This window comes from Lentzea atacamensis (assembly GCF_003269295.1).
Lineage (GTDB): Bacteria > Actinomycetota > Actinomycetes > Mycobacteriales > Pseudonocardiaceae > Lentzea > Lentzea atacamensis.
The window spans coordinates 683,241-707,906 of the sequence record NZ_QLTT01000003.1; the positions used below are offsets into that span (position 1 = coordinate 683,241).

Here is a 24,666-nt window from a genome sequence, read left to right on the forward strand (position 1 = left end):
TGCCGCCACGTCCCCCCGGGGTCATTCGCCGCACGTCGGTGTTGCTCAGCGTCTCAACAGGGGTATCCGCCGAAAATCTGCCCGTTACATCTTGACGGGATAGATGTTATCGCTCACAGTCCTCGTTGCGTGATCAATCGCATCGGTACTCGCTCCTACCTCGTAACTCCTCCATATTCCTGCCCGGATCGTTCTCGAAAGATGTTAGCGCTAACACGATGAATTCCCGGGCCCGTCGCCCGTGCGCGGGTGTCGTCGGGTCTGCGCGCCGATACGGCCCGTCTCATGTCGGCGGTCTTCAACGACGAAGGGAAAGATGCTATGTCGGTTGGGTTTGCGCGCACCGCGAGGTGGCGTCGTCGGTTGCGGTCCGGATTTGCCGCCGCGGCAGTCGCGGCGGTCGTGGGCGGGCTGCTCACGGTGGTTCCCATGTCGGCGTCGGCCGCCACTGTGGACACCACCGCCTGGTACGTACTGGTGAACCGCAGCAGTGGCAAGGCTCTCGACGTCAACGGCGCGTCCACCGCCGACGGTGCCAACCTCATCCAGTGGTCCCGCACCAACGCCAACAACCAGCAGTTCCAGTTCGTCGACTCCGGCAGCGGCTACTACCGGCTGCGCGCACGGCACTCCGGCAAGGTCGCCGACGTCTTCAACTGGTCGTCGGCAGACGGTGCCGCGGTCGTGCAGTGGGCCGACGGCAACAGTGCCAACCAGCAGTTCCGGCTGGCCGACTCCGACAGCGGTTACGTCCGCCTGGTCAACCGCAACAGCGGCAAGGTGGTCGAGGTGCAGGGGTCTTCGGCCGCCGACGGCGCCGGCGTCGTGCAGTTCAGCGACAGGAACGGCAGCAACCAGCAGTGGCAACTCGTCCGGGTTGACGGGGGTAGCGGCGCATGTGCGCTGCCGTCGTCGTACCGCTGGACATCGACCGGCCCGCTGGCGAACCCCAAGCCGGGGTGGGTCTCGCTCAAGGACTTCACCGCCGTCGTCCACAACGGCCAGAACCTCGTCTACGGCACGACACACGACACCGGGACGAACTGGAGGTCGATGAGCTTCAGCCCCTTCACGAACTGGTCGGACATGGGCACCGCCACCCAGAACGTGCCCTTGTCCATCGGTGCCATCGCGCCGACGCTGCTGTACTTCGCCCCGAAGAACATCTGGGTGCTCGCCTACCAGTGGGGCGGCCCGGCCTTCTCCTACCGCACCTCGAGCAACCCCGCCGACCCCAACAGCTGGTCGGCACCGCAGACCCTCTTCACTGGCACCCTCCCCACCGGGGCACCCATCGACCAGACCCTCATCGCCGACGGTACGAACATGTACCTGTTCTTCGCCGACGACCTCGGCAACATCTACCGTGCCAGCATGCCGATCGGGAACTTCCCCGGCAGCTTCGGCTCGTCGTACACGAGGATCATGAGCGACACGAAGGAGAACCTGTTCGAGGCCGTCGAGGTCTACAAGGTCAAGGACCAGAACCAGTACCTCATGATCGTCGAGGCGATGGGGGCCGGCGGACGCTACTTCCGCTCGTTCACCGCCTCCAGCCTGGGCGGGTCGTGGACGCCGCAGGCCGCGACCGAGAGCAATCCCTTTGCCGGCAAGGCCAACAGCGGCGCCACGTGGACCAACGACATCAGCCACGGCGATCTGGTTCGTACCAACCCCGATCAGACCAAGACCGTTGACCCGTGCAATCTTCAGTTCCTCTACCAGGGACGCGACCCGCGCTCGGACGGCATGGACTACGGTCTCCTGCCTTACCGGCCGGGTGTGCTGACCCTGCAGCGCTAGCCACTGCTGGAGGGGCGGGCTCGGTGAAGGCCGAGCCCGCCCGCAGAAGTACGGTCAGCTCACCGGCTGCGTGATCTTCGTGAGCATCAGCGGCCCGCCGGCCGGAGCGGACCACGCCGCGGTCAGCTCGCTCTCGGGAGCGGTGGGCACGTTGAAGGTCATGCTGCCGATGGGCATGCCGCCGTTGCCCGGAGGTGCCGACACGTAGACGACAGCGCGGCGGAAGTCATCCACCCACACGTCCTCGAACGGCGCCACGGCGAACTTGTCGCTGAACCGCACGTCCAACGGCCGTTCGGACGTGTCGTAGCACCGGATGCAGTCCAGGGCGCCGCTGAGCAGGCAGCTCACGCCTTCGTTGCCCTTGAGCGAGATGGTGAACAGCCTGCTGGTGCTGGGATTCGGGGAGCGGCCCTCTCCGATCTCGGCGGAGATCTCACCGGCGGCGCACGGCCGGGTGGGTCGTACGTCGGCCCCGGCAGGCACTACAGCGGTCAGCACTGCGGCACCGGCCAACGCAGCCGTCGTCACTGCACGCCACAAACCTGGCTTCTTCAAGGGTTGTCTCCTTCGAGTTGCTTTCTCTTACGCACCAAGGAGACGACTGCCGTTGCGGAAAGTCTGCCCGCATCCGCTCGGTGTGACCGTCCTGGCTCATCTTCTGGTTGGCGGCGTCGAGCGTCTCGCCGTAGAGCTGCGCAACGCCGGTCACCACGGGGTCGAGCAGCGACAGCAGCCCGGTGAACCCGGACGTGTCCCCACCCTTGACGATCGCGTGCTCCCGGATCGTCAGGAAGTGCTCGGCCTGACGTTCCAGCAGCCCGCTGCAGCCGCGCAGCTCATTCGGCACGACGTGGAACTTCTCTCCCATGGCGGTCATGACGCCTGGCCCAGATGTGCGGTTCCGTCGCATTCGGCGCAATAGGCAACTCGAATCAGCAGGGCCGCCCGGCGCCGGGGTGGCCCGCCCCGGCGCCATCGCATCACCTGGTGATCTCGACGCCGATCAGCTCGTCGGACGGGTCGACCGTCGCGGTGTCGGTGCCCGCACCGCCGTCCACGATGTCGTCGGTCCCGTCCTTCACCAGCAACGTGTCGTTCTCGGAGCCCCCGAAGACGCGGTCACCACCGGTGCCGGGGTTGAGCGTGTCTGCGCCGCCGAGCCCGAAGAACGAGTTGAACTTCTCGTCACCGGTCAGCTTGTCGGCGAACGCGCTGCCGAACACCGCCTCGACGTCGTCGCGAACGTTGTCGCCGCTGGTGGAGCCGAACGAACTGATGAGTCCGTCGTTGTTGATGTCGTCCATCGTGACGGACACCGCGGTCACGGCGCGTTCGTAGCTCACGGTGTCGAAGTCCTTGCCACCGTTGTAGATGATCTGCGAGTCGCCGCAGCAGTCCTTCTGGCCCGCCAGCATGAAGTCGTTGCCCGCGTCGCCGAACACGTTCCCGAAGAACCTGCCCTCCACCGACACCCGGTCGCCCAGGTCGCCGAGCCGCACAGTCACCTGGCGGACCTCCCGCCCGAGGAACCGCTGCTCGCACAGCACCTTCGTCGCCGTGGCCGAGGCGCAGCCCTCGCCCGCCGTGATGGCCACGGCGTCGGTGACGGCGATCTTCGTGCCCTCGCGCACGATCCGCAGGTTGTTCGCGTTGCCGGTGCCGCCGTCGTAGGCGATGCCGGAGCCGAACGTGGCGCTGTTGGTCAGCTTGACGGTGGCAGGGGTGGCTGCTTCGGCACTGCCGGCGACGGCCAGCATCCCGCCGGCCACGACCACCCCCGTGCACGCGGCCAGCCGCGACAGCCGCTGCTTGGTCGTAGTTCTCATTGCATTCTCTCCATCAGTCTGTGCCGTCCCTGGAGGCCGGCTCTCACAGATGAAGGCGTGAGTTCACACCTCACGCCGGAAGGTCCGGCCTCACAGCCGGAAGGCGATGGAGCAGCAGACCGGCGCAGGCGGCGCGTGCTTCTGGCGCCAGGCGTTGCGTCCCAAGAGCTTCCGGCCGCGGCGATTGTGCCGACCGGCCGTTGCCGCGCCGAGTGGACGCGGGGTAGACAGCGAGAGTGCAGGCGACGACTACCGCGTTGGTCGGCCGTGACGCCGATGTCGTGCGGTTGCGGGAGCTGCTGGCCGTCGAGCGGCTGGTGACCGTGACCGGGCCCGGCGGGGTCGGCAAGACGCGGCTGGCGCTCGACGCGGTGGTGAGCGGCGGGTGGCCGGTGTGCGAGCTGACGGACGTCGATGCCGCTGAGGACGTGCCGGCCGCGGTTGCCGAGTCGCTGGGGTTCTCGAGCGTTGACGCGGCGGTTGTCGGCATCGGTGAGGCCGAGCGGCGGCTCGTGCTGGACAGCTGCGAGCACATGGTGAGTGCCGCTGCCGCCGTGGCGGCGCTGTTGCTGCGACGGTGTTCGCGGGTGCGGATTCTGGCGACCAGCCGGGAACCGTTGCACGTCGACGGCGAGCACGTGTTCCCGCTCGCGCCGTTGGACGTGCCGACCGGCGACGACCCGGACCACGTGCGGGACGCGCCCGCGGTCCGGCTGTTCGTGGATCGGGCCAGGACCTACGGCGTGACCTTGAACGTCGACGAGCAGACGGCGCCCGCGCTCGGCGCGCTGGCGCGTCGGCTCGACGGGCTGCCGCTGGCCATCGAGCTGGCCGCGGCGCGTGCACCTGCGTTCACGTCCGCGGAGATCGTCGAGCACCTGGATGCCCGGCTGGATCTGCTGGAACGGCGCCGGGCGGGCGGACCGCACCACCACCGGAGTCTGGCGGCGGCGATCGCCTGGTCGTACGAACGGCTGCCGGAGGAGACACGCCGGTTCTTCACCCGGCTCGGTGTGTTCGCGGGCAGTTTCACCGCGGACATCGCCGCAGCGGTGGCGGCGGCCCCCGAGGAGGACCGGTCGGCCGTGCTCGTCCACCTCGACCGGCTCGTCGCCGGTTCGCTCGTCACGGTCGAACGCCGCACCGAACGCACCTGGTACCGGCTGCTGGAGACGTTGCGGGACTTCAGTCGCGACCGGTTGCGCGAGCAGGGCGAGCTGGACCGGATCCAGGACCGCTGGGTGGACGCGATGGTGCGGGTTGCCACCGACCAGGTGGACACTCTTCTGCGCACCTGGTCGCTGGAGCAGTACGTGGCGATTCACACGTTGCCCGGCCAGCTGGCGCAGGCGATCAGGTGGTGTCTCGGTCACGACAGCGGTCCGGACCGGGCGCACGCGTTGTTCCTGCCGCTGTTCGGCATCCTGCGCAGCGCCAACGGGGACTTCGTCGCCGACCTCGGTGAACGGCTCCTGCACCGCTGGCCCGACGAGTCCGCGCCCAACTGGGCCGTCACGGCCGCCATCACCGCCACTGCGCACGTCAGCCTCGGCCGCTTCACCACCGGTGCCGCGCTGGCCGAACGCGCACTCCGCGTGCCCGACCCCGGATACGCGGCAGTGGTCGCGCGGCGAGCCCTGTTCCTCTGCGACCGGGCGAGCGGCCACGACGACCGCGCGTTGCGATGGGTGGAGGAAGGGCTTGCCGAGGCGGAGCGGTTGGACATTCCGCCGTTCCACACCGAGCTGCAGGGGTTTCACGCCGTCGCGCTGGCGGGTGTCGGCCGGTTCGACGAGGCGCTGACCGCGGCGGCCGACGCCCATCGCGACGCGGTGCGCCAGGACAGCCGGCTGCTGAAGATGTTCACCCTGCTGACCCGCGGATCGCTGCTGGCGTTGCGGGACGACGCCGCGGGCGCGCACCTTCTCGCCGAGGCGACCGCGATGGCACGGGTGGTGGGCAAGCCGTTCTGGGTCGGCGTCGGACACCGCAGCACGGGCCTGTGCGCCCTGCTCGCCGGATGGCTCGGCGATGCGGCAGAGGAACTCCGGCGTGCCCTGGACGTGTTCGCGGGCAGCGGTGACGTTCCGGAGATGTGGGTGACGATCAGGTCGGTCGCGGCCTTCCTGGTCGCCGCCGGACGGGATGGGGCCGCCCGCACGCTCGCCTCGTCGGCCGGCACGGTGCCCGCGATCGGCGGAGTCGACGTGCTGAGACGCGCGGTCTCCACCCGCCTGCCGGTCGATCTGGACGCGACCGGACCGGTGCTGCCGCTCCGGGAAGCCGTCGCGCTGGCCCGGCGGGAACTCGCCGGGCCACCCCTGAGAGCACCTGAGCCGGTGAACCGGTTCGAGCGCGAAGGTGCCGTGTGGACACTCGGCTACGCCGGCACGACGGTCCTTCTGCCTGACAGCAAAGGACTTGCCGACATCGCCACGCTTCTCCGCCGCCCCGGACGCGAGGTGCACTGCACCGAGCTCGCCAAGGTGGCCGTCCACGAGCCGGACGCCGGGGTCGTCCTCGACGAACAGGCCAGGCGCAGCTACGAGAAACGCATCACCGAGCTGCAGACCGAGCTGACCGAGGCCGAGGACGCCCACGACATCGGCCGCGCCGAACGGGTGCGGGTCGAGCTGGACCTGCTCGTCGACCAGCTCGTCGCCGCCACGTCGTCTGCCAACCAGGTGACGTGACGGCTGCTTCTCGGTGTGTTCGGCCGGTCAACGGTTCAGGTGGGCGCGCACGGGGCCGACGCGGATGTCCGGCTCCTGACGACGGGGACGGCGGACGCGGACCGGGATGGGGACTCCGCTCGCGTCCCGCGGTGTGCTTGCGGGAGCCGCAGGTTCGTGCCGGCTCGCGTCGCGCAGCTGGGCGTGAGCCGCCACGACCTCGGCGAGCAGCGCCGGGTCGGTCGGCTCCACGTGGGTGTCCGGGTGGAGCGCGAGAAGAAGAGCCCGGTAAGCCGCCCGGATCTGGGAGGGGGTGGCTTCGCGCGGGACCCCGAGTACGCGGTAGGGGTCCGGTGACGGGTCTCGGCGCGCCGACATGATCACTTCCAGCTGGGCTGGGCGTTGAGGTGGCTCAGGGAGGTGTAGGCCTCACGGCAGGCGTTCTGCGCGTTGTCCAGGGCGTGGCGCACGTCGGCCCAGCCGCGGCAGGCGTGTGCCAGGTGCTGGGCGGGTTCGACGTTGTCGTCGGAGCGCAACTCGTGCCGTTGTGGACAGTCGCCGGTGTAGGCCGCCAGCGCGGTGGTGAGATCGCTGAGCGCGCCCAGCAGGTGGATCAACCGCCACGAGTCGGCGCGCGCCGTGGCGAGATCAGGCGCGCAGCACCGGTCGGCGTACTCGAAGGCCGCGTGGTGAGTGGCGAGCGTGGCCTGCTCCAGGACCGCAGCCAAGCCGTCCCCGGAGCCGGGGTCCGCGCGGTCGGCCCGGCTCATGTCCGCGCTCCGAGGTCCAGTTCGTCTTCGGGCAGAGGCACGACACGGCGCTGGTCGGCGACATCGGCGGGGTCGGCCTCGATCACCTCTCCCCGTGCGCCGGTGTCGTCGCGATCGGGAACACCGTCGAGTTCGATCTCGTCGAGTTCCGGCCAGGCGGGACGCAGCTGGTCGGTCACGTCGTTCCACGGCTTGTCGAGGTCGGTCACGGGTGTTCCCTCTTTCGCGGTTGCAGGTCCGGCACAATCCGATGCCCGCCACGGCTTCCTGCGGCCGTGGCGGGCGTGGTCGGACTCAACTCGAAGAGCTGCAGAAGTGGCGTCGTCTCCGACAAGGTTCCGGCTTGCCGCACCGAGTGGATCGCGGTGCCGGCCCGTGGGGGTCGCCCTTGCGTCGCGTCACGAGACGCAGCCCGGTTGTCGCGTCGAGGCGGGAACCGGCGGGATGATGGGCGAACAGCCACAACGGTCGAGGCCGTACCTTGCCCGCTATCACCTCCTACACGGCGTTCGAGGTGTCCTTTCGAGGGTCGACCGCGGTGCACGCCGGGCGCGGAGGAGAGCGCTCCCGCGCGCCCACTCTGCGTGCTGTCCGGGCGAGGTCGCCAGACTCCCGGCCGGACGGCGTGGCCATCCGAATCGGTGGTGCCGGGTGGCGAGGATGCTCGCGGGGGTGCCGCGGGTGCCGCCGAAGCGGCGGGGACGACTCGAGGAAGTTCGCGGCGACGATCTCGTCGAACTCGGCCCTCACCCAGTCGAGGTCGGCGGCGATCACGTCCGCGAACATCGGCACGCCACCGCGCTCGACGTGTGGGACCACGCTCTCGCCAACCATCTCGATCACTCCCGGGCAACTGTCACCAGGTCACTGACCGACACTTTTCTTATAGCGCGCACTGTAGATTGTGTCAAGCCTTTGAAGAAGATAGTCTTGAGCGCAGGATCTACTCAGGTCCAGCGTTCAAGGAGCCTTCCACCGTGTCCCTCGACCGTCTCGACGACGCGGACTATCCGGCCTACACCACCGGCCAGGCCGCTCAGCTGCTCGGTGTGCAGCAGGCGTTCCTGCGCAGCCTGGACACCGCCGACGTGGTGTGCCCGCAACGCTCCGACGGCGGGCATCGCCGCTACAGCCGCCGTCAGCTGGAGCTCGCGGGCCGGATCCGCGTCCTGTTCGACGAGGGGCACACGCTCGCCGCGACGGCCCGCATCATCGGGCTGGAGGACGAGCTCGCCGCCGCCCACGACCAGATCACCGAGCTGCGCCGGCAGCTCGGGCAGGTGTGCCGGCACTGACTCCGACGCAGGTCCGCACGGCCAGAACCTCGTGGCCGTGCGGGAGACGACGGGATCAGGCCGTGAGCGCGAGCGCGAGCGCGGCCAGCAGGTCGCGGCCCTTCTCGGCGTTGCGGGGCTCGCACAGAACGTCGTAGCGGCTGGCCACGATCTGGTGGTCGAGGCGAAGCCGGGCAGATTGCTTCCCAGGCGGGGATCGGTTCCGCTACTCGAACACGCCGTAGCCCGCGACGGCGTGTGCCCGGACGCCGTCCATGTCGAGCTCCACGCCGATGCCGGGAGTGTCGGGAAGCGTGATGTAGCCGTCCTTCACGATCGAGCCGCTCCCATCGGGGGCGTGGACGTAGCTGTCCCACACCGCGCGCTCCTCGAGGGCGTGCCATTCCTGGACGAAGAAGTTGGGGATCGCGCCGCACTGGTGCGACGTGGCCATCGTGCCCAGCGGCGTGGAAACCAGGTGCGGTGCGAACGGGATGTAGTGGAGCTCCGCGAGGTTGGCGATCTTCTTGGCCTCGGCGAGGCCACCGCACTTCGGCACGTCCGGCTCGATGACGTCCACGGCGCCGCGTTCGAGCAGCTCGCGGAATCCCCACCGCAGGTAGAGGTTCTCGCCCGCGCAGATCGGCGTGCGGGTCTGCGCGCGCACCCGCACCAGCGCGTCGACGTTTTCCGCCGGCAGCGGTTCCTCGAGCCACATCAGGTGGAACGGCTCGAGCTCCCACGAGATCCGGCAGGCGCTCGGCACGTCGTAGCGGGCGTGCAGGTCGATGGCCAGATCCACGTCCGGCCCGATCGCCTCCCGGACCGCTGCCACGCGCTCGACCATCGACCGCAGCTCGGCGGCGTTGATCGTGTGGTTGAAGGCGTCGAACTTGGCGGGGTGGTGCAGGTTGTCGATGTCGAACTTGATGGCGTTGAAGCCCTCGGCGACCATCCTCTGGGCTCGGTCCACGCACCCGGCGATCGAGCCAGCCGGGTCGTCGCCGTCGCCGCAGTCGGCGTAGAGGCGGATCCGGTCGCGGAACTTCCCGCCGAGCAGCCGGTGGACGGGCTGGCCCGCGGCCTTGCCCGCGAGGTCCCACAGCGCGAGCTCGATCCCGGACAGGGCGATCACGAAGACTCCGCCCTGGGGGCCCGCGAAGACCTTGCTGCGGCGCAGTTTCTCCCAGCACCGCTCGACGTTGCGCGGATCCTCGCCGATCAGGAGAGGCGTCAGGAACTTGATCATCCCGACGACGGCGCCCGCGCCGGCATCGGGATTGGCCTCGCCGAACCCGCTGAGGCCCTCGTCGGTGTCGATCCGCACCAGCGTGGCCTCACCGTGGTAGGCCACCACCGCCGTCGTGACGTTCACGATCCGCATTGCTCTCCCGCCGCCGGGTTGTGCGCCTGAACGGACTGTCGCGAGGTCCAACTTGTCCTATAAGCTGATGACATGCAAAGGGGACAAGAGTCTCTGGACGCTGTCAAGGTCCGGACTCTCCCGGTGCAGGTGGCGGCACACCTGACCCGGCGCATCGTCAGGGGCGACTTCGAGGACGGTCGCGCCCCGTCGGAGCTCGACATCTCCCGTGAGTTCGGGGTGTCCCGCGTGGTGGCGCGGGAGACGCTCAAGATCCTCGCCTCGCTCGACATCGTCGACGTCGCTCAGGGCCGCCGCGTCGTCGTGCGCCCCCGCGCGGAGTGGGACTACCTGAGCCCGTTGCTGATCGAGTGGCTGCCCGAGGAGATCGTCGGCGAGCTGCTGCAGGAGCTGGACCAGATGCGCGTGCTGCTCGAGCCAGAGCTCGCCGCGATGGCCGCGGCCAGTATCACCGACGAGACGCTGAACCGGCTCAGGGACGAGCTCGACCGCATGGCGGCGCTGGAGGGGGATCCCGACGCCTACCTCGAGGTCGACCACGAGTTCCACATGGAGATCTGCCGGGCGGCCGACAACCGCATCCTCGACCGGATCATGTACTCCGCCCGCTGGCTCGGCACGGCCAGCCGGCGCATCACCAACGAGGCGCCGGCCGCGCTGCGCAAGGCCACCGCCGACCACGCGGAGATCTACGAGGCGCTCTTGGCGCGCGACCCGGCACGTGCCCGCGCGGCGATGCGCAAGCACCTGAGCAACAACTCCGCGCTCCTCGCGGAAAAGAAGCAGCAGACCAAGCGGGCCGCCCGGCGGCGCTAGCGCACTGTCACGACCGAGATCCGATCACCGCCTTCACCATCCTCCGCCACATGAACGACCCGGCAGCGCGGCCCACCGCCTCGCTGTCCCGCCGGTTGCAACGTCGCCCCGTCGGTACGCGTCCGCTCGGCCGGACGCGAGAGGAGTGGTCATGGAAGAGAAAACGGACTTATCGAGGCGCACGTTCCTCGGGATGAGCGCGTTGGGCGTGCTCGGTCTCGCCGGCTGCGGGGGAGGCCCCGCCACCACGCCGCAGGTGGACGTCCAGGTGCCTCAGACACTGCTCGACCAGGCGGCCTCGCTCCGCGGCGGGTCGGTGGGGATGCTCTCGCAGAAGCTGTACTCGGAGGCCGCCAACAAGGCCCTGGACAAGTCGCTGCAGGCGTTCGCTCAGGCCACCGGCACCACGATCCGCAACGACCTGGTCTCCGGCGACGCCGGCGACATGGTCGCGAAGATGGACGCCGAGGTGAAGGCGGGCACCGCCCGTGATCTGGCCTTCATGAGCGACCAGCGGTTCGTCGGCCAGCTCCACAACCTCGGCGACCTCACCGATGTCACCGACGTGGTCGAGGAGATGCGCAAGCTCTACGGGGAGCCCGCGACGGAGGCGACCAACTACTGCGTGTTCGGCGGGCGCTGGTATGCGATCCCCTACCACTTCATCGCGGCCGGGATGTACCTGCGCAAGGACTGGTACGAGGAGAAGGGCCTGCCGCTCAAGCCCCACTACACGTGGGAGGAGCTGCGCGACAACGCGTTGGAGGTCTCCGACCCGGCGAAGCGGCGCTTCGGCTGGGGTCTCACGGTGAACCGTTCCGGCGACGCCAACGGCTTCATCGCGAACGTCATCAACTGCTACGGCGGGGCGATCGCGGACAACACCGGCACGAAGGTGGTGTTCAACTCGCCGGAGACCGTCGCGGCCGTCACGTTCATCGGCGACATCTACACGAACCCGAAGTACGCGCGGATGCTGCCACCCGGGATCGGCAGCTGGACCGACTCGAGCAACAACGAGAACTGGCTCGCCCAGATCCTGGGGCTAACGCTCAACCAGTTCAGCGTCTACGCCGACTCGAAGACCAAGAACAACCCGGTTTACGCCAACACCCACCCGTTCAACGGCGCCACCGGACCGGCGATCGACAAGCCGCTCGCGTACGGCCAGTCCAACTCGTTCGTCGTGTTCAAGGGGGCGAAGAACCCCGACCTCGCCAAGCTGGTGGCGAAGTTCATGGTCAGCGGAAGCGCGCTGCTCGGTGTCGCGAAGGGAGCACCGTGCCTGGTCAATCCCGCGTGGGACAAGGTGTGGGACTCCGATCCGTACTACACCAGCGGTGACCCGGCCTTCCCCGCGCTGCGGGAGCAGACCCGCACGCCGCTCCCGTTGACCACCAAGACCGGCTACGCGTTCCCCCAGGCCCCGAGCCCCGGCGAGCAGGCCGCCACGGCCGCCTACCTGCTGACCGACATGATGCAGTCGGTCATCCAGGGCACCCGGCCGGCCGAGGCCGTCGCCTCGACCCACGCCCGGATCGTCCAGGTCTTCGAGCAGCAGGGCTACAAGCAGTGACCGTCCTGGGCACGCGTCCGGCGCCGGTCCGTCCGGCGCCGAGCACGTCGTCCTCCCTGACCGCGTCGCAGCGGCTGCTCGGGCGCGACTGGCGGCTCGCCGCGGTGTTCATCGGGCCGACGCTGTTGCTCGTCGCGGGCCTGATCCTGTTCCCGATCGTCAGCTCGATCTTCACCAGCGCCACGGAACGCCACGGTGCCGAGACGGTCTTCGTCGGGCTGGACAACTACGCCGACCTCGTCGACGACGCCGTGTTCCACAAGGGCGTGCTCAACTCGTTCGTCTTCACCGCGTACGCCGAGATCTTCAAGGTGACCCTCGGCCTCATCGCGGCGTTGATGCTGCACCACATGCGCCGCGGCCGGGCGATCATCGCCGGCGTGATCCTGCTGCCGTGGGTGGTGCCGACGGTCGTGACGGCGTTCACCTGGCGGTCCTTGTTCGACCCGATCTTCGGCAGCGTCAACGTCCTGCTCACCGACTCCGGCATCGGTCCCGCCCTCGCCGCGATCGGACTGGTCGACAGGTGGCCGGCGGAGTGGCTGTCCGACCCCGTGCTCGCGATGCCGGCGGTCATCCTGGTCAACGTCTGGAAGGGCATCCCGTTCTTCACGGTGACGTTCCTCGCCGGGCTCAAGGCCATCGACGGCGGTCTCTACGAGGCGGCGATGGTGGACGGAGCCTCGCCGTGGCAACGCTTCCTGCACATCACGCTGCCCGGGCTGCGCAACATCATGATCGTGACGGTGCTGCTGTCGTCGATCTGGACGTTCAACAACTTCGACCTGATCTGGCTGATGACCCAGGGCGGACCGGGGGACGCCACCGCCCCGTACGTGATGGTGGCCTACTCGAAGGCCATCCAGCAGCTGCAGGAGGGCGCGGGTGCCGCGGTCACGCTGGTGATGCTGCCGATCATCGGGATCCTCGTGGTGATCCTCGTGCGGATGATGCGACGCAACGACCTGCCACGCGCGGGCGACCTGGGCCGCAGACGGCTGACCCCCACCCAGCGCAGGGCGCTGCCGTGGGTGATCGTCGTGGTCTCGACGCTCGTGCTGGTCTGGGCGTCACCGCAGATCGTGTGGAAGGCCGCGCTGGTGCTGGGCGTGTTCGTGGTGCTCGCGGCCGCCGTCGGACGGCTCGTCTCCGCGCTCGCCGCGCGTGGCAACCGGCTGGCGGCACGCCTCGTCAGCGGCACCGGCTCGGGGATCGCGCTCGTGGGCCTGCTGGGCTTCGTGCTCGCCCCGCTCTACTGGATGACGGTCACGGCCTTCAAGTCCGACGCCCAGATCGTCGCACGCACCGACGACCTCTGGCCGACCCCGTGGAGCACCGAGCAGTTCACCAACCTGTTCAGCGGCAGGGCGTTCGGCACCTGGTACGTCAACACGATCCTGGTGTCGGTGGCGTCCACCGTGATCGCCCTGATCTGCGCGGCGCTGGCCGGTTATGCGTTGGCACGGCTGAAGTTCCGGGGTTCGGAGAGCTTCACGGTGACGATCCTGCTCACCTACGTGATGCCGGGCGCGCTGCTGTTCATCCCGCTGTACCAGATGATGAGCGGGATCGGCCTCAACGACTCGTTGTGGTCGCTCGTGCTCGCCTATCCCACGTTCACCCTGCCGTTCGCGACGTGGCTGCTCGTCGGCTACTTCAAGTCGATCCCGGCCGACATCGAGGAGGCCGCGCTGGTCGACGGCTGCACGCGGTTCGGCGCGTTCGTCCGGATCGTGCTGCCGCTTGCCAAGCCGGGCCTGCTCGCGGTCGCGCTGTTCACGCTCACCAACGCGTGGAACGAGTTCCTGTTCGCCTTCGTGTTCATCACCAAGGACGACTACAAGACACTGCCCGTCGGCATGCAGTAGATGATCTTCGGTGACGTCGTGCCGCAGGGCCAGCTGGCCGCTGCCTCGCTGCTGGTCAGCATCCCGGTCGTGGTCATGTACGGGTTCGGGCAGCGGTTCCTGACCGAGGGCCTCACCGCGGGGGCCGTGAAGGGATGAGAGAGCCCCCGGCGATCACGGAGGAGCACGTCACGACGGCATCCCGGCCGAGCGACCTGCGCATCACCGACCTGCGGGTGGCCAAAGTGGCCGGAGCGCCGTTCCGCTCGTCGATCATCAGGATCGATACCAACCAGGGCCTGACCGACTACGGGGAGGTGCGCGACCAGGCCAGCGCCACCTACGCGCTCATGCTCAAGAGCCGGCTCGTCGGCGAGAACCCCTGCAACGTCGACAAGATCTTCCGCAAGATCAAGCAGTTCGGGTTCCACGGCCGTCAGGGCGGTGGGGTCTCCGGCGTCGAGATGGCGCTGATGATCTCGCCGGCAAGGCGTACGGAGTGCCCGCGTACGCGCTGATCGGCGGCCGGTTCCGGGACGAGATCCGTTGCTACGCGGACACTCCGTCGCTGCCGGATCCGCACGCGATGGCTGCCCGGCTGCTGGAGCGCAAGCAGCGTGGGTTCACGATGCTGAAGATGGATGTGGGCATCGACCTGCTGTGGGACGTGCCGGACGCGCTGATCGCGCCGTCAGGTGCCCGCGCGGACCTGACGACGATGCATCCGTTCACCGGCATCCAGGTCACCGCGAAGGGCGTCGACCACCTGGCGTCCTATGTGGACACCGTTCGATCCGTCGTCGGCTACGACATCGCGCTCGCTGCCGACCACTTCGGCCACATCGCCCTCGACTCGTGCATCCGCATCGGCCGCGCGCTGGAACCGTTCACCCTGGCGTGGATCGAGGACCTGCTCCCGTGGCAGCTGACCGACCAGTGGCGCCGGCTCACCACGGCCGTCGCCGTCCCGACGTGCACGGGCGAGGACATCTACCTGCTCGACGGCTTCCGGCCACTGCTCGACGCCGGCGCCATCCGTGTCGTGCACCCAGACCCGGCGACGGCAGGCGGTATCGCGGAAACCAAGCGGCTCGGCGACTACGCGCAGGAGCGCGGGATCGCGATGGCGCTGCACCTGGCGGCGACCCCGATCGCGACGATGGCGTGCGTGCACCTGGCCGCCGCCACGGAGAACTTCCTCGCACTCGAACACCACGCGGCCGAGGTGGAGTTCTGGAGCGACCTCGTCACCGACCTGCCCCGCCCGCTGATCCAGAACGGTCACATCACGGTCCCGGACACACCAGGCCTGGGATTCGGCGACCTCGACGAGGACCTGCTGCGCCGCCACCTCGACCCGCGCGATCCGGTGTTCTTCGCCGAGACGACGCACTGGGACACGGAGTCGAGCCACGACCGCCTGTGGAGCTGAGAGCGCCGGTCAGGCCAGGCCACGCTCGGCGCGCCACCGCTCGTACTCGGGCCGGGCCTCGTCCGACAGCGGGTAGTACAGCCGCATGTCGCCACCCTCGGCCAGCCGGATCCGGGAGAACTCCTCCCACTCCGCGTGCTCCTGAGCAACAGCCAGCAGAGCGGGCGCGAGCTTGATCGGCACCACAACCGCCCCGTCGTCATCCGCCACCACGATGTCGCCCGGCTCGACGAGCGTGCCACCACACGCCACCGGCACGTTGACCGCAGCCGGCACGATGTCGGTCTGGGCGTGGAAGTTCGGCGTGGCACCCCGAATCCACAACCCGAGCCCAAGCCGTTTGGCCGCACCGATGTCGCGCAGACACCCGTCGACCACCACACCGGCACCGCCACGGCCCTTGAAGTAGGTCAGCATCATCTCGCCGAACACACCACTGCTCATGTCACCGCGCGCGTCGACGACGATCATGTCGCCGGGCTGGGCGTGGTACATGACGTGCCGATGCAGCTGCTTCTCCGGCTCGGCGTACTCGTCGGCGGGGTAGAGGTCCTCCCGCTTCGGCAGAAACTGCAGCGTCAGCGCCGGACCGGCCACGCACACGCCGGGCGTCACCGAAACCGGCCCACGGATGAACGCGCTGCGGATGCCCATGCGGCTGAGCTCGGCACTGGCCGTCGCGCTGCCGATGGCCGCGAGGGCCGCACTGAGCTCGGCGGGCGGGCGAACGATGTCGTGCGTCTCGACCACGTCGACAGCTCCTTCGGATCCGCGCTGACCGCAACCATCGGAGAGTTCCGATGAGACTTCGATCAGAGCCTAGTCCGGCGAACCCCGTGGTGTGCCACAAGTTTGCTGCATGGTCTGAACCGCGGTTCGGGCTGCTTCGTGCTCGTTGATCAGGCTGCTGCCGCCCAGCGTCGCTTCTTCGGCTGGGTGACCACTCCGCAGCACGGCGAATCTGCCACTTCTTCATTGGCGCTCCTCGAGGGCGGAGCCGCCGTTAACCTCACACGGGTGGGAGATGCGTGGGGTGAGTTCCGTCGAGAGGTGTTCGGCGAGCCGTACTTGGTGTGGCACGAAGGCGCCGACATCGGCGCGCTGATCGCCGAGCACGAGCGCAAGCCGGAGCGGGCGGAGCGGATGTTGCGTGCCGGTGTCGGCGATCACGATCATGTCGCGGTGGAGTCGCTGGGCGCTCTGGCCCGCCTTGGCCGCGCGCCGTCGGACGCGGCCGCGTTGCTGCGGTCCGCTCTACCTTCAGCTCGCGGCACGTTCCGTGTGCGCACTGCACAGGTGTTGTGTGAGCTGACCGGCACCGACGAGTACGTGTCCGAGGTGGCCGCCGTGCTCGAAGGCTTCGAGCACTGGGGCGAACGGATCGACGCGGCCATGGCGCTCCCGGCACTGCCGATCACCCCGCGCTCGGTGGCCGCACTGCACCGCGGGATGCTCGACCAGGAGTACCTGGTGCGGTACCACAGCGCGAACGGCCTGCTCGGCCTGGCCGGACAGAGGCCCGACATCGCGGCTCACAGCGGGTTCGCGCAGCTCACCGGCGAGAACCCGGCGGCGTGGCGCGCCATCGCCGATGAGTTGCTCGGCGCATTCGCCACGCGGACTGCCGGGGTCTACGGCGACCGGGCGAGCTTCGCTGTCGAGCTGGGTCCCGCCGACTACGCCGCGCCCCATCACAGGGCCGCGCGGTTGTACCTGGCAGGCACCCGGCTGTCCGGTGCGGACCGGCCGCATGTGCCGACGCTGCGCAACATCGGCGTGCACACGACCCATCCCGACCGGCCGGCCAACTACCCGAACCTCCGCACCACGCTGGAACACCTGGGTTTCGCTGATCTGCCCGAGTCGGTCACGCTCGACGAGGACACGACCGCGGCCACGTTGGCCGCCGTCACTTCGGCGCTCGACTTCGACATCGACGTTTCCCGTTGGCGCGCAACGGACATCCTGATCGGAGACCGGTCACGCCTGGCGCTGGAGATCGGACCGGCCGACCCGGACGGGTCACAACTGCGCACCTGCACGCTGTGGCTGGACGGCGCCATCGCCACACCGTTCGACAACACCGCGTACGTGCCGCAGTTCGCAAACTCGCTGCGGGTGCACGCCGCCCGCTACCGATCAAGGCAGTTGCAGGACTTCGCGCAGTGGGATCCCACCACCGACGATCTGGCCGCGGAGTTGCACCGGGACGGCACGCTCCAGTACCGGCTGATCTCACGGATCGACGGCGTCGGCGACCGCGAAGGGGCGGTGCGGCTACGCATCCGCGAGATCGTCGCCGTCCTGGAGAAAGCCGCCGATGTGCTGACAGGCACGTGAGCGACGCTGTCAACAAGCCGTGCCCGGCAAGGCGGCTCGTGACGCTCAGTCGAGGCAGCGCAACCACACCACGCGCGGCCCGCCGACCCCCTCCCGGCCGGGCTCCACATAGACGATGCCCAACCGCACGCGGGTCTTCGTCGTCGTGTCGGTACCGGCACAAGTAGGCCCGTCCGTACCGTCGTGCCACAGACCGTCGCGGCCAGCCCACGACGCGCCGACGACGATGTGGCTACCAACGTCGCGAGGGTCGTTGCCTTCGTAGAACGCGATGGCCGTCCCGTGCCCGTTCGGCATCGCCCAACCCTCGACGACATCGGCACTCTCCGAGTGCCGCGTGGCGAACCCCCCGACCCCGAACACGGCCGCGACGACAACACCCACTGCCACCGGCGCAACGAACCGTCTCGATCCCATCCCTGGTTCATACCAGCACACGTGGCCCGCTCAGGGAGCTCGCCGACCACGCGATCAGATCAGCACAGAACGTAACGGTGTTGAAGTGAGCGCCGACCCTGCAGGCGAGGGGAGCCAGTCCATCTCACCAGGGAGCGCGCATGGACGGAGTACTCGCAACCAGCCGAATTCCCATATCCCTGCTTCCAGCCCAGCACGTTGCGGAGGTAGCGCGCGAGCGTGGTGTCGACCTCGACGACTTCGCACCGCCACGGCGTGATGACCGGGTGGTGGTGCGGCCGGAGGCCGACATCGCGAAGGTGTTCGCGGAGGCGCTCGTTCGTTGGTGGGAGCGCATTCCCATCTGGAAGCGTCTCGACTTCACGATGCAACACCAGCAGCAGACGCAATGGTGCTGGGCCGCCACCTCGGTGAGCGTGGCCAAGTACTACCGCTCGTGGAGCACCTGGACCCAGTGCGGGATGGTCAACGCCGAGAAGGGGCAGAGCACCTGCTGCACCAACGGATCCAGCGACGCCTGCAATCAGCCGCACGTCCTGAACGCCCCGCTGAGCCGGGCCGAGGTGTTCGACCACATGGTGAGCGGGACGGTGACCTACGCCGAGATCCGGGCGGAGATCGCGGCCGGTCGGCCCGTGGCCTGGCGGATCGGGTGGGCGGGTGAGGGCGGCCATTTCGCGGTCATCGAGGGCTGTCGCGTCGGTAGCCAGTGGGTCGCGGTCGACGACCCCTGGTACGGCGAGTCGGACGTGCCGCTCACGACCCTGACCGGTGGCACGTACCAGGGCACGGGCACCTGGACGCACACGTACTTCACCAGGCGGCAGCCGTTCCCGTGGGTGCTCGAGGACGAGCAGGTGTTCGAGTTCCCGTGGGTCATCTGGCAGGAGATCAGCAGACCGCGGGAGAAGGCGCAACCGATCGGCGCTGCGGGAGGTGAGCAGGGATGAGTCTGCGCGTTCCCGAAGTGAGTGCGGACAGCGTTGTCGCGGTGCGCGACAACCTGTCCGAGTTGGCAGGTCGTGCTGCATACCGCCACCGGGCGCTGGCCCGGGTCAATCCCCTCGACGTCGCGCTCGCACTCCCACACGACGTCTACTCCCTCGGCCTGGACGAGCTGGTCCGCGGTGCCACGCTCGACGATGCCCAGCTCGTCGGCAGGCGGTTCCTCGTCATGGCGGGCGACGACGCCGTCGCCAGCGCCGAGATCGCCCGCGACGACGGGTTCACGGCGACCGAGGGCCCCTTCGTCGCGGGCACCGCACGGGCGATCGCCGTCGCCGAGCAGGACCCCGCGACGGCCGAAGGCGACTACGAGGTCCGCGTTCTGCGAGTGCCCGCGCTCTACTTCATGGCGTTGTGGCTCAGCGGTGGCGGCCACGAGACGGACCTGGTCATCCCGATGGATCCGGCGCCCGCACCCTTCTCGGGAGGCGAGAAGGTCCGGCCCGACGAGCTGCTGGGCCGGCTCGCCGAACTGGCCCGGCGACGCCTGGAGTTCGACGACATCGGCTGATCACCGCCTCAGGTCAACAGGCTTGATCGACGACCTCGGCGCGGTCGTCGATCAAGCCGACGAGCGCTTCACACCTGCTGGGCGATCTCGATGAACTCGGCGATGAGCGGCGTGTGCCGGTGTTCGGCCCACGCCAGTGCCACCTCGTTCGGCGCGATGTCCTCGATCGGCACGTGCACGAGGTCCTCGCGAGAGTAGAAGATCGCGGTCGACAACGGCAGAATCGCCACTCCGCCGTGCATCGCGACGTGTTCCAGCTTCTCCTCGACGGACCGGAACCCGGGCGGGTCGGTGTGCTGCACGCGCCGCTCGCCGGTCAGATCCACCTCCAGCACGCTTTCCTTGCCCGCCAGCCGATGCGTCGCCGGCACCACGGCCACGCGCGGCTCGTCGAACAGCGGAACGTGCCGGAGCCCGTCCAACGGAACCGGCAGCCGCACATAGCTCACGTCGACGCGCCCGTCGTGGATCACCTCGACCTGGTCCTCCCACGTCGTGCGCAGCACGTCGACCTGCAGACCGGGATGCCGCGACGCCAGCAGCCGCACCGCGGGCGTGACGATCAGACCCGGCATGAACCCGACCGTGAACGTGTCCGCCACACCGACCCGTCGCAGCAACGCCGAGGCCTGCGTGAGCAAGGGGCGGGCGTCCTCCAGCAGCCGCAAGCCGGCCGGAGTCAGTGTGGTCCCCTTCGACGAACGGTCGAACAGCTGCACCTTCAGCTCGGTCTCCAGCGCGCGGATCTGCCGGGACAGCACGGGTTGCGCGATGTGCAGGGCCTCGGCGGCGCGGCCGAAGTTCAGGTGCTCGGCGACCGCCACGAAGTACCGCACCTTGCGCAGGTCCAGGTCCATACCTTCAGGGTATCGCGGACGACCGAGCAGGTCTTGGACCACGCGCCTGCCGCAGGTGCACGCTTGAAACCATGAGATCCACACTGGACGGACAGCGAATCGCAGTCCTCGGCGGCTCATCGGGAATCGGGCTCGCGACGGCGAAGGCGGCACAACAGGCAGGCGCGAAAGTCACGATCGTTTCGCGCAAACCGCCGGCCGGCTTCGCCGCCCACGCGGCCGACCTGGCCGATCCTGCAGCCATCGCCGAGGCTTTCGACACCATCGGCGAGATCGACCACCTCGTCTACACGGCGGGGGAGCCGCTCGAACTGATGACGCTCAACGACTTCGACCGTGACCGCGCGAGAAGTTTCTTCGGCCTCAGGTACTTCAGCGTGCTCGACGCCGTCAAAGCCGCGCGGGTGACCACCTCGATCACTCTCACCACCGGCATCGCGAAGGACCGGCCGGGACCGGGCTGGGCGGTTGCGGCGAGCATCTGCGGCGCGGTCGAGGCGCTGACCAAGGCGCTCGCGATCGAACTGGCGCCGTTGCGGGTCAACGCGGTCAGCCCCGGCGTGGTGCGCAGCCCGTTGTGGGGCCCGGACGCCGAACAGCTCTACACCGATGTCGGCAGGACGCTGCCGCTGCGACGGGTCGGCGAGGTCGAGGAGATCGCCCACGCGTACCTGTACCTCATGACGCAGCCGTGGGCGACCGGCACGATCCTCACGGTCGACGGCGGCACGACGATCGCCTGAAATGCCTCGCGAGGCGACGTGAAACGACGGGTGGTGTGCGAGGTCAGGACTGCGTGATCACGGCCTCGACGGAACGGAGCGTGGCCTCGCGAACAGCCTTGCCGTGCCCGATCCGTTGCACGATCCGCTCAACTTCGCCCAGATCGCGAAAGAGTCGTGGAAGACTGCGGGCATGATGTACCTGGACGAGCTGCGCCGCATGGTCGTCCGGCACGCCGGGCCCTACGGCCGTCCACTGTGGAACGACGCGTGCTGGTGTTCGCCGGCGACCGGGTGACCGAACCGATGGGCACGGTGACCGAACCGCTGCTCACACTCGTCGCGCAGGGGGCGAAGCGCACGATGCTCGGCGACCGGCCACATCACGGAGGCGAGCCCGTCCAGGCCTTTCCTGGCACTCGGGCTCCGGCTGGAACCCCCGCGACCATCGCGCAACTGCTGGTGGAGGGCGCGCCCAGCCCGATCAAGCCGCACGACGGGCCCGGCATGCAGATCAGCGACGCGGACGACAAGCTGCTCGACGCGCTCGTCCGGCTGTTGCGGCTCCTCGACGAGCCACGTGACCTGCGCGTGCTGGGCCCGTCCGTGCGACGCGAGATCCACTGGTGGCTGCTCAACAGCCCGCAGGCGGCGCTGACGCGGCAGGCGGGCACGGCCGGCAGCCGCCTGGCCCTGGTCGCCGCGGCCATCGCGTGGATCAAGCAGCGCTACGACCAGGTGATCCGCATCGACGACCTCGCCGCCGACATCGGCACCAGCGTCTCGACGCTCGACCGGCACTTCCGCACGGTCACGGCGATGAGCCCGCTGCAGTACCAGAAGCAGATCCGGCTGCAACGGGCCCGCGCCGCGCTCGTCTCCGCACCGCACGACGTCGCCGCGGTCGGGTACTCGGTCGGCTACGACAACCCGTCTCAGCTCAGCCGTGAGTACCGGCGCATGTTCGGAGCGCCTCCCGGGCAGGACGCGCTCCGGTTGCAGAACGCGTCCATCGTGCAGGAGTGACTCGGCAGAACCAGTCACAGGCTCCCGAATGATCAGGGAGAGTGCTGGCCGAGCACGGCGACGGCGGCACAGGCCAGTGCGAGGACGAGGCACAGCGGCGAGTAGTACCGCCGGTCGAGCCGGGCGAACTCCGTGTTCCGGCGGGACGACATCACCAGTCCGCCCGCGCCGCGCAGCAGCAGCACTGCCGCGACACCACCCGTGCCCACGGCCGGGAGCCATCCGGGGCCGACCACGGCGACCAGCTCCGCGCGGGCGACCACCAGATAACCGGCGATGCCGAGCAGCAACGCCACCACCGCCGTCATTCCGGGCGTCGGCAACTTCTCGACCGGCACGTCGACCACGCGGCGGGCGAACTCCTCACGGGTGCGCAGCGGCCACGGCGAGAACATCCACACGACGTGCAATGCGCCGACCACCATCAACACGGTGGCGGTGAGCAGGGCCAACGCAGTCATCAGGACCTCCACGACTTCCATACAGTGCTGTATGGTCGTCCGTACAGTACTGTATGGAACGTGGCGAAGCCCCGACTTTCCAAGCAGGACTGGCTCACCGCGGCGCTGACCGCGCTGGCTGAGGGTGGGGTCGCCGCGGTGGCCGTCGAACCGCTCGCGCAGCGGCTCGGGATGACCCGCGGCAGCTTCTACTGGCACTTCGCTGACCGGAACGCGCTGTTGCGCGAGGCGCTGGAGTGGTGGGAACTGCAGGGAACGGACGCGGTCATCGAGCGGGTGACCGAGATAGCGGAGCCGCGGGAGAGGTTGCGCACGCTGTTCCGCATCGCGATCACCGAGGACCCGACCAGCGGGCTGGAGCCCGCACTCGTGGCGCACGCCGACGACCCGGTGGTGGCGCCCATCCTGCATCGCGTCACCCAACGCCGCGTGGCGTTCCTCGCCGATGGATACGCCGAACTCGGCTTGCCGCCCGCGCAGGCACGGCACCAAGCGGTGGTCGCCTACGCCACCTACGTCGGCTGGGTGCAGCTCCGGAGAGCCACGCCGGCGGCAGTCCCGGAGATCACAAACGACCCCGACGCCCTCGCACATCTCCTGGAACACCTGGTGAGGGCATAACTGCCACAGAAGCTTGCGGGACAGGAACGATCGCGGGACGGTCCAGCGAATGTGCCCCTCGGCTTCCCGCCAGCCAAGTGGACGGTCGTCCTCGTCATGGACGTTGCCGTAGTACCACTCCGCGTTGTTGCTGGACGTCCACTCGACGACAACGGCCTCGATCGCCGGGAACCCAGCGCTGACAGGAAATGTCGCCACGATGAACCGCTTGTCCTGCGGCGCCTCGACGAGCCCGGCGAGCTTCTCGAGAGCGTCCTGCAGCGGCGCGACCGCACTGTCGTCCGGTGGTGTGCGGGGATAGATCACGACGCACACGTTGCCGCCTCTTGTCACGATCTCGAACGTCCCGTCCTCGAAGACACGGACGCGATCACCTGCGGCACAACCGGATGCAAGGCCTGGACTGCCGAGGATCTCGTACTCGGTCCGGGAGGTTCGCACGGCCGGGACGACCTCGTAGACAGGTTCGCCAGAAGCGGCGGTGCCTGCGAGAAGGCGAACATGGCTGTCATGCGTCGGCACCCGCCAAGGGTGTGGGCCGCGTCAGGCGACCCTCTCATCGGCACGTGCGCGCGTCGCGGCAGCGCGGTCGGCGGGCATCAGCGGACGTCCTCCTGGGGAGTCGGCTCGCCACCTCGTTGCAACGCGGATGGCCGGTGATCGTCGGGCGGGACGTCACAATCCCTTGAGACCACGCCACCAGTCGTGGTCGATGGTCAACTCATTCGTGTCGAGCATGCGGCGCTCGAGCTCATCGACGTCCACCGGTGGTGAGACGACGTCCATCGCCGCGATGACTTCAGGCGGCAGTACGACTCCGTGCTCTTCGACGTAGTGCACGAGCCCTTGCGGCCAGACGAAACGAATGCCGTCGGTCAGCTCAGTACTACCGTTTTCCTGCCCGCAGATGCGACAACGTGATTTGCCGGCGTAGGCGACGAACACGCTCCCAGAACGGAGGTATCGCACCGCTCGATCGCGCAGCACGGCATCGAGTGATGGATCGACGAATGACCGGACGTCGGGCCATCCAGGTGCTTCAGGGCCGAGCCAGTATCCGATCAACCGCAGGCTTTGGCTTGTCGTGTTCACCGAGACATCATCCCTGGTGCCGATCACAAAAAGCCTTCGTTCATCAATCACGGCCTCAACGGTGTTCAGGTGACCACCCACCCGCGGCACACCGTCGGCTTCACCAGACTGACCGAGGCTCAGAAGTCGATCCCGCGCTGCCGCCGCACGGCGATCCTGTGTGCTGCGGACCTCCGCAACCAACACAACGCCAGCGTGTATACCCGGTCAG

General features: G+C 68.7%; 29 protein-coding genes and 2 pseudogenes. 16 read left to right on the forward strand and 15 right to left on the reverse strand.

Going from position 1 to position 24,666, the window contains the following annotated elements:
* Positions 1–321 precede the first annotated feature (321 nt).
* Positions 322–1,803 carry a non-reducing end alpha-L-arabinofuranosidase family hydrolase gene (locus C8D87_RS17535; protein ID WP_112227462.1) on the forward strand — a complete coding sequence of 494 codons (1,482 nt, stop codon included), beginning with the start codon at positions 322–324 and terminating at the stop codon, positions 1,801–1,803.
* Positions 1,804–1,857: 54 nt separating this feature from the next.
* Here C8D87_RS17535 and C8D87_RS17540 read toward each other — a convergent pair whose 3' ends face one another.
* The 3 genes from C8D87_RS17540 to C8D87_RS17550 all read right to left on the reverse strand — a co-directional run bounded on the left by C8D87_RS17540 (position 1,858) and on the right by C8D87_RS17550 (position 3,632).
* Positions 1,858–2,304 (reverse strand): hypothetical protein, encoded by a 447-nt coding sequence (locus C8D87_RS17540; RefSeq protein WP_146771735.1) that lies wholly within the window; start codon positions 2,302–2,304, stop codon positions 1,858–1,860.
* Positions 2,240–2,683: a hypothetical protein gene (locus C8D87_RS48895; protein WP_215732354.1), complete on the reverse strand. Its 444-nt coding sequence runs from the start codon at positions 2,681–2,683 to the stop codon at positions 2,240–2,242. The genes C8D87_RS17540 and C8D87_RS48895 overlap by 65 nt, the downstream gene beginning before the upstream one ends.
* Positions 2,684–2,786: 103 nt before the next feature.
* Positions 2,787–3,632 (reverse strand): hypothetical protein, encoded by an 846-nt coding sequence (locus tag C8D87_RS17550; protein WP_112227464.1) that lies wholly within the window; start codon positions 3,630–3,632, stop codon positions 2,787–2,789.
* 236 nt (positions 3,633–3,868) lie between these two features.
* Between C8D87_RS17550 and C8D87_RS17555 the strand changes: the two genes are divergently transcribed.
* Positions 3,869–6,325, forward strand: coding sequence for an ATP-binding protein (locus C8D87_RS17555; protein WP_146771736.1), 2,457 nt, complete (start codon positions 3,869–3,871; stop codon positions 6,323–6,325).
* A gap of 27 nt (positions 6,326–6,352) precedes the next feature.
* Here the strand turns inward: C8D87_RS17555 and C8D87_RS17560 are convergent, their stop codons facing one another.
* The 4 genes from C8D87_RS17560 to C8D87_RS17575 form a co-directional block, all read right to left on the reverse strand.
* Positions 6,353–6,682, reverse strand: a complete 330-nt coding sequence (locus C8D87_RS17560) for a DnaJ domain-containing protein (RefSeq protein WP_146771737.1) — start codon at positions 6,680–6,682, stop codon at positions 6,353–6,355.
* Positions 6,683–6,684: 2 nt separating this feature from the next.
* Entirely contained in the window at positions 6,685–7,074 is a 390-nt protein-coding gene (locus C8D87_RS17565) for a hypothetical protein (RefSeq protein WP_112227467.1), read from the reverse strand.
* The gene (locus C8D87_RS17570; protein ID WP_112227468.1) at positions 7,071–7,283 is read right to left on the reverse strand and encodes a hypothetical protein; all 213 of its coding nucleotides are present in this window, start codon (positions 7,281–7,283) and stop codon (positions 7,071–7,073) included. The genes C8D87_RS17565 and C8D87_RS17570 overlap by 4 nt, the downstream gene beginning before the upstream one ends.
* A gap of 289 nt (positions 7,284–7,572) precedes the next feature.
* Positions 7,573–7,917 carry a hypothetical protein gene (locus tag C8D87_RS17575; RefSeq protein ID WP_411711412.1) on the reverse strand — a complete coding sequence of 115 codons (345 nt, stop codon included), beginning with the start codon at positions 7,915–7,917 and terminating at the stop codon, positions 7,573–7,575.
* 134 nt (positions 7,918–8,051) lie between these two features.
* Between C8D87_RS17575 and C8D87_RS17580 the strand changes: the two genes are divergently transcribed.
* Entirely contained in the window at positions 8,052–8,369 is a 318-nt protein-coding gene (locus tag C8D87_RS17580) for a MerR family transcriptional regulator (RefSeq protein WP_112227469.1), read from the forward strand.
* Between the two features lie 55 nt (positions 8,370–8,424).
* On the opposite strand, the pseudogene C8D87_RS46920 reads toward C8D87_RS17580, so the two are convergent.
* Positions 8,425–8,523: pseudogene (locus C8D87_RS46920) on the reverse strand (general stress protein); the annotation flags it as partial.
* 51 nt (positions 8,524–8,574) lie between these two features.
* A complete protein-coding gene (locus C8D87_RS17590; RefSeq protein WP_112227470.1) occupies positions 8,575–9,732 on the reverse strand; it encodes a mandelate racemase/muconate lactonizing enzyme family protein in 1,158 nt (385 codons plus the stop codon).
* Positions 9,733–9,804: 72 nt separating this feature from the next.
* On the opposite strand from C8D87_RS17590, the gene C8D87_RS17595 reads away from it, so the two are divergent.
* The 6 genes from C8D87_RS17595 (at position 9,805) to C8D87_RS17610 (ending at position 15,403) form a co-directional block, all read left to right on the forward strand.
* On the forward strand, positions 9,805–10,548 hold the full coding sequence (locus tag C8D87_RS17595; protein WP_233442148.1) for a FadR/GntR family transcriptional regulator: 744 nt from the start codon (positions 9,805–9,807) through the stop codon (positions 10,546–10,548).
* Positions 10,549–10,699: 151 nt separating this feature from the next.
* Positions 10,700–12,124: an ABC transporter substrate-binding protein gene (locus tag C8D87_RS17600; protein WP_112227472.1), complete on the forward strand. Its 1,425-nt coding sequence runs from the start codon at positions 10,700–10,702 to the stop codon at positions 12,122–12,124.
* Positions 12,121–13,992, forward strand: coding sequence for an ABC transporter permease (locus tag C8D87_RS17605; RefSeq protein ID WP_233442149.1), 1,872 nt, complete (start codon positions 12,121–12,123; stop codon positions 13,990–13,992). Before C8D87_RS17600 ends, C8D87_RS17605 begins: the two co-directional genes overlap by 4 nt.
* The gene (locus tag C8D87_RS47735) at positions 13,993–14,130 is read left to right on the forward strand and encodes a hypothetical protein (RefSeq protein ID WP_233442150.1); all 138 of its coding nucleotides are present in this window, start codon (positions 13,993–13,995) and stop codon (positions 14,128–14,130) included.
* The gene (locus tag C8D87_RS46925; protein WP_215732355.1) at positions 14,127–14,489 is read left to right on the forward strand and encodes an enolase-like domain-containing protein; all 363 of its coding nucleotides are present in this window, start codon (positions 14,127–14,129) and stop codon (positions 14,487–14,489) included. Before C8D87_RS47735 ends, C8D87_RS46925 begins: the two co-directional genes overlap by 4 nt.
* On the forward strand, positions 14,471–15,403 hold the full coding sequence (locus C8D87_RS17610; RefSeq protein ID WP_215732356.1) for a mandelate racemase/muconate lactonizing enzyme family protein: 933 nt from the start codon (positions 14,471–14,473) through the stop codon (positions 15,401–15,403). Before C8D87_RS46925 ends, C8D87_RS17610 begins: the two co-directional genes overlap by 19 nt.
* 9 nt (positions 15,404–15,412) lie before the next feature.
* Here C8D87_RS17610 and C8D87_RS17615 read toward each other — a convergent pair whose 3' ends face one another.
* Positions 15,413–16,153, reverse strand: coding sequence for a ribonuclease activity regulator RraA (locus C8D87_RS17615; protein ID WP_112227473.1), 741 nt, complete (start codon positions 16,151–16,153; stop codon positions 15,413–15,415).
* A gap of 267 nt (positions 16,154–16,420) precedes the next feature.
* On the opposite strand from C8D87_RS17615, the gene C8D87_RS17620 reads away from it, so the two are divergent.
* Positions 16,421–17,743, forward strand: a complete 1,323-nt coding sequence (locus C8D87_RS17620) for a hypothetical protein (RefSeq protein WP_146771738.1) — start codon at positions 16,421–16,423, stop codon at positions 17,741–17,743.
* 45 nt (positions 17,744–17,788) lie between these two features.
* Here the strand turns inward: C8D87_RS17620 and C8D87_RS17625 are convergent, their stop codons facing one another.
* Positions 17,789–18,133, reverse strand: a complete 345-nt coding sequence (locus C8D87_RS17625; protein WP_112227475.1) for a hypothetical protein — start codon at positions 18,131–18,133, stop codon at positions 17,789–17,791.
* Positions 18,134–18,300: 167 nt separating this feature from the next.
* On the opposite strand from C8D87_RS17625, the gene C8D87_RS17630 reads away from it, so the two are divergent.
* On the forward strand, positions 18,301–19,110 hold the full coding sequence (locus C8D87_RS17630) for a papain-like cysteine protease family protein (protein ID WP_112227476.1): 810 nt from the start codon (positions 18,301–18,303) through the stop codon (positions 19,108–19,110).
* A complete protein-coding gene (locus tag C8D87_RS17635) occupies positions 19,107–19,676 on the forward strand; it encodes a hypothetical protein (protein ID WP_146771739.1) in 570 nt (189 codons plus the stop codon). The genes C8D87_RS17630 and C8D87_RS17635 overlap by 4 nt, the downstream gene beginning before the upstream one ends.
* A 68-nt stretch (positions 19,677–19,744) precedes the next feature.
* Here the strand turns inward: C8D87_RS17635 and C8D87_RS17640 are convergent, their stop codons facing one another.
* Positions 19,745–20,533, reverse strand: a complete 789-nt coding sequence (locus tag C8D87_RS17640; RefSeq protein ID WP_112227478.1) for a LysR family transcriptional regulator — start codon at positions 20,531–20,533, stop codon at positions 19,745–19,747.
* A gap of 71 nt (positions 20,534–20,604) precedes the next feature.
* On the opposite strand from C8D87_RS17640, the gene C8D87_RS17645 reads away from it, so the two are divergent.
* From C8D87_RS17645 to C8D87_RS17650, 3 genes are all read left to right on the forward strand, one after another.
* Complete coding sequence (locus C8D87_RS17645) at positions 20,605–21,276, forward strand: SDR family oxidoreductase (protein WP_112227479.1); 672 nt, start codon at positions 20,605–20,607, stop codon at positions 21,274–21,276.
* Positions 21,277–21,379: 103 nt separating this feature from the next.
* Positions 21,380–21,553, forward strand: coding sequence for a hypothetical protein (locus tag C8D87_RS47740; protein ID WP_170166462.1), 174 nt, complete (start codon positions 21,380–21,382; stop codon positions 21,551–21,553).
* Entirely contained in the window at positions 21,526–22,281 is a 756-nt protein-coding gene (locus C8D87_RS17650; protein ID WP_112227480.1) for an AraC family transcriptional regulator, read from the forward strand. Before C8D87_RS47740 ends, C8D87_RS17650 begins: the two co-directional genes overlap by 28 nt.
* A 32-nt stretch (positions 22,282–22,313) precedes the next feature.
* On the opposite strand, the gene C8D87_RS47745 is transcribed toward C8D87_RS17650, so the two are convergent.
* The gene (locus tag C8D87_RS47745; protein WP_233442151.1) at positions 22,314–22,742 is read right to left on the reverse strand and encodes a DUF3995 domain-containing protein; all 429 of its coding nucleotides are present in this window, start codon (positions 22,740–22,742) and stop codon (positions 22,314–22,316) included.
* 60 nt (positions 22,743–22,802) lie between these two features.
* Between C8D87_RS47745 and C8D87_RS47750 the strand changes: the two genes are divergently transcribed.
* Complete coding sequence (locus C8D87_RS47750) at positions 22,803–23,363, forward strand: TetR/AcrR family transcriptional regulator (RefSeq protein ID WP_233442152.1); 561 nt, start codon at positions 22,803–22,805, stop codon at positions 23,361–23,363.
* A 147-nt stretch (positions 23,364–23,510) separates the two neighbouring features.
* Here C8D87_RS47750 and C8D87_RS49165 read toward each other — a convergent pair.
* A pseudogene (locus C8D87_RS49165) lies at positions 23,511–23,885 on the reverse strand (DUF4265 domain-containing protein); the annotation flags it as partial.
* Between the two features lie 153 nt (positions 23,886–24,038).
* Complete coding sequence (locus C8D87_RS45135) at positions 24,039–24,641, reverse strand: hypothetical protein (RefSeq protein WP_146771740.1); 603 nt, start codon at positions 24,639–24,641, stop codon at positions 24,039–24,041.
* Positions 24,642–24,666: the final 25 nt, after the last annotated feature.

Bases quoted from the DNA above. Each gene is read 5' to 3' on its own strand.
- C8D87_RS17550 (WP_112227464.1), bottom strand. From the start codon at position 3,632: ATGAGAACTACGACCAAGCAGCGGCTGTCGCGGCTGGCCGCGTGCACG.
- C8D87_RS47735 (WP_233442150.1), top strand. From the start codon at position 13,993: ATGATCTTCGGTGACGTCGTGCCGCAGGGCCAGCTGGCCGCTGCCTCG.
- C8D87_RS46925 (WP_215732355.1), top strand. From the start codon at position 14,127: ATGAGAGAGCCCCCGGCGATCACGGAGGAGCACGTCACGACGGCATCC.
- C8D87_RS17640 (WP_112227478.1), bottom strand. From the start codon at position 20,533: ATGGACCTGGACCTGCGCAAGGTGCGGTACTTCGTGGCGGTCGCCGAG.
- C8D87_RS17565 (WP_112227467.1), bottom strand. From the start codon at position 7,074: ATGAGCCGGGCCGACCGCGCGGACCCCGGCTCCGGGGACGGCTTGGCT.
- C8D87_RS17630 (WP_112227476.1), top strand. From the start codon at position 18,301: ATGGACGGAGTACTCGCAACCAGCCGAATTCCCATATCCCTGCTTCCA.
- C8D87_RS17595 (WP_233442148.1), top strand. From the start codon at position 9,805: ATGCAAAGGGGACAAGAGTCTCTGGACGCTGTCAAGGTCCGGACTCTC.
- C8D87_RS17645 (WP_112227479.1), top strand. From the start codon at position 20,605: ATGAGATCCACACTGGACGGACAGCGAATCGCAGTCCTCGGCGGCTCA.
- C8D87_RS17535 (WP_112227462.1), top strand. From the start codon at position 322: ATGTCGGTTGGGTTTGCGCGCACCGCGAGGTGGCGTCGTCGGTTGCGG.
- C8D87_RS17560 (WP_146771737.1), bottom strand. From the start codon at position 6,682: ATGTCGGCGCGCCGAGACCCGTCACCGGACCCCTACCGCGTACTCGGG.
- C8D87_RS17590 (WP_112227470.1), bottom strand. From the start codon at position 9,732: ATGCGGATCGTGAACGTCACGACGGCGGTGGTGGCCTACCACGGTGAG.
- C8D87_RS48895 (WP_215732354.1), bottom strand. From the start codon at position 2,683: ATGACCGCCATGGGAGAGAAGTTCCACGTCGTGCCGAATGAGCTGCGC.
- C8D87_RS17635 (WP_146771739.1), top strand. From the start codon at position 19,107: ATGAGTCTGCGCGTTCCCGAAGTGAGTGCGGACAGCGTTGTCGCGGTG.
- C8D87_RS17600 (WP_112227472.1), top strand. From the start codon at position 10,700: ATGGAAGAGAAAACGGACTTATCGAGGCGCACGTTCCTCGGGATGAGC.
- C8D87_RS47745 (WP_233442151.1), bottom strand. From the start codon at position 22,742: ATGACTGCGTTGGCCCTGCTCACCGCCACCGTGTTGATGGTGGTCGGC.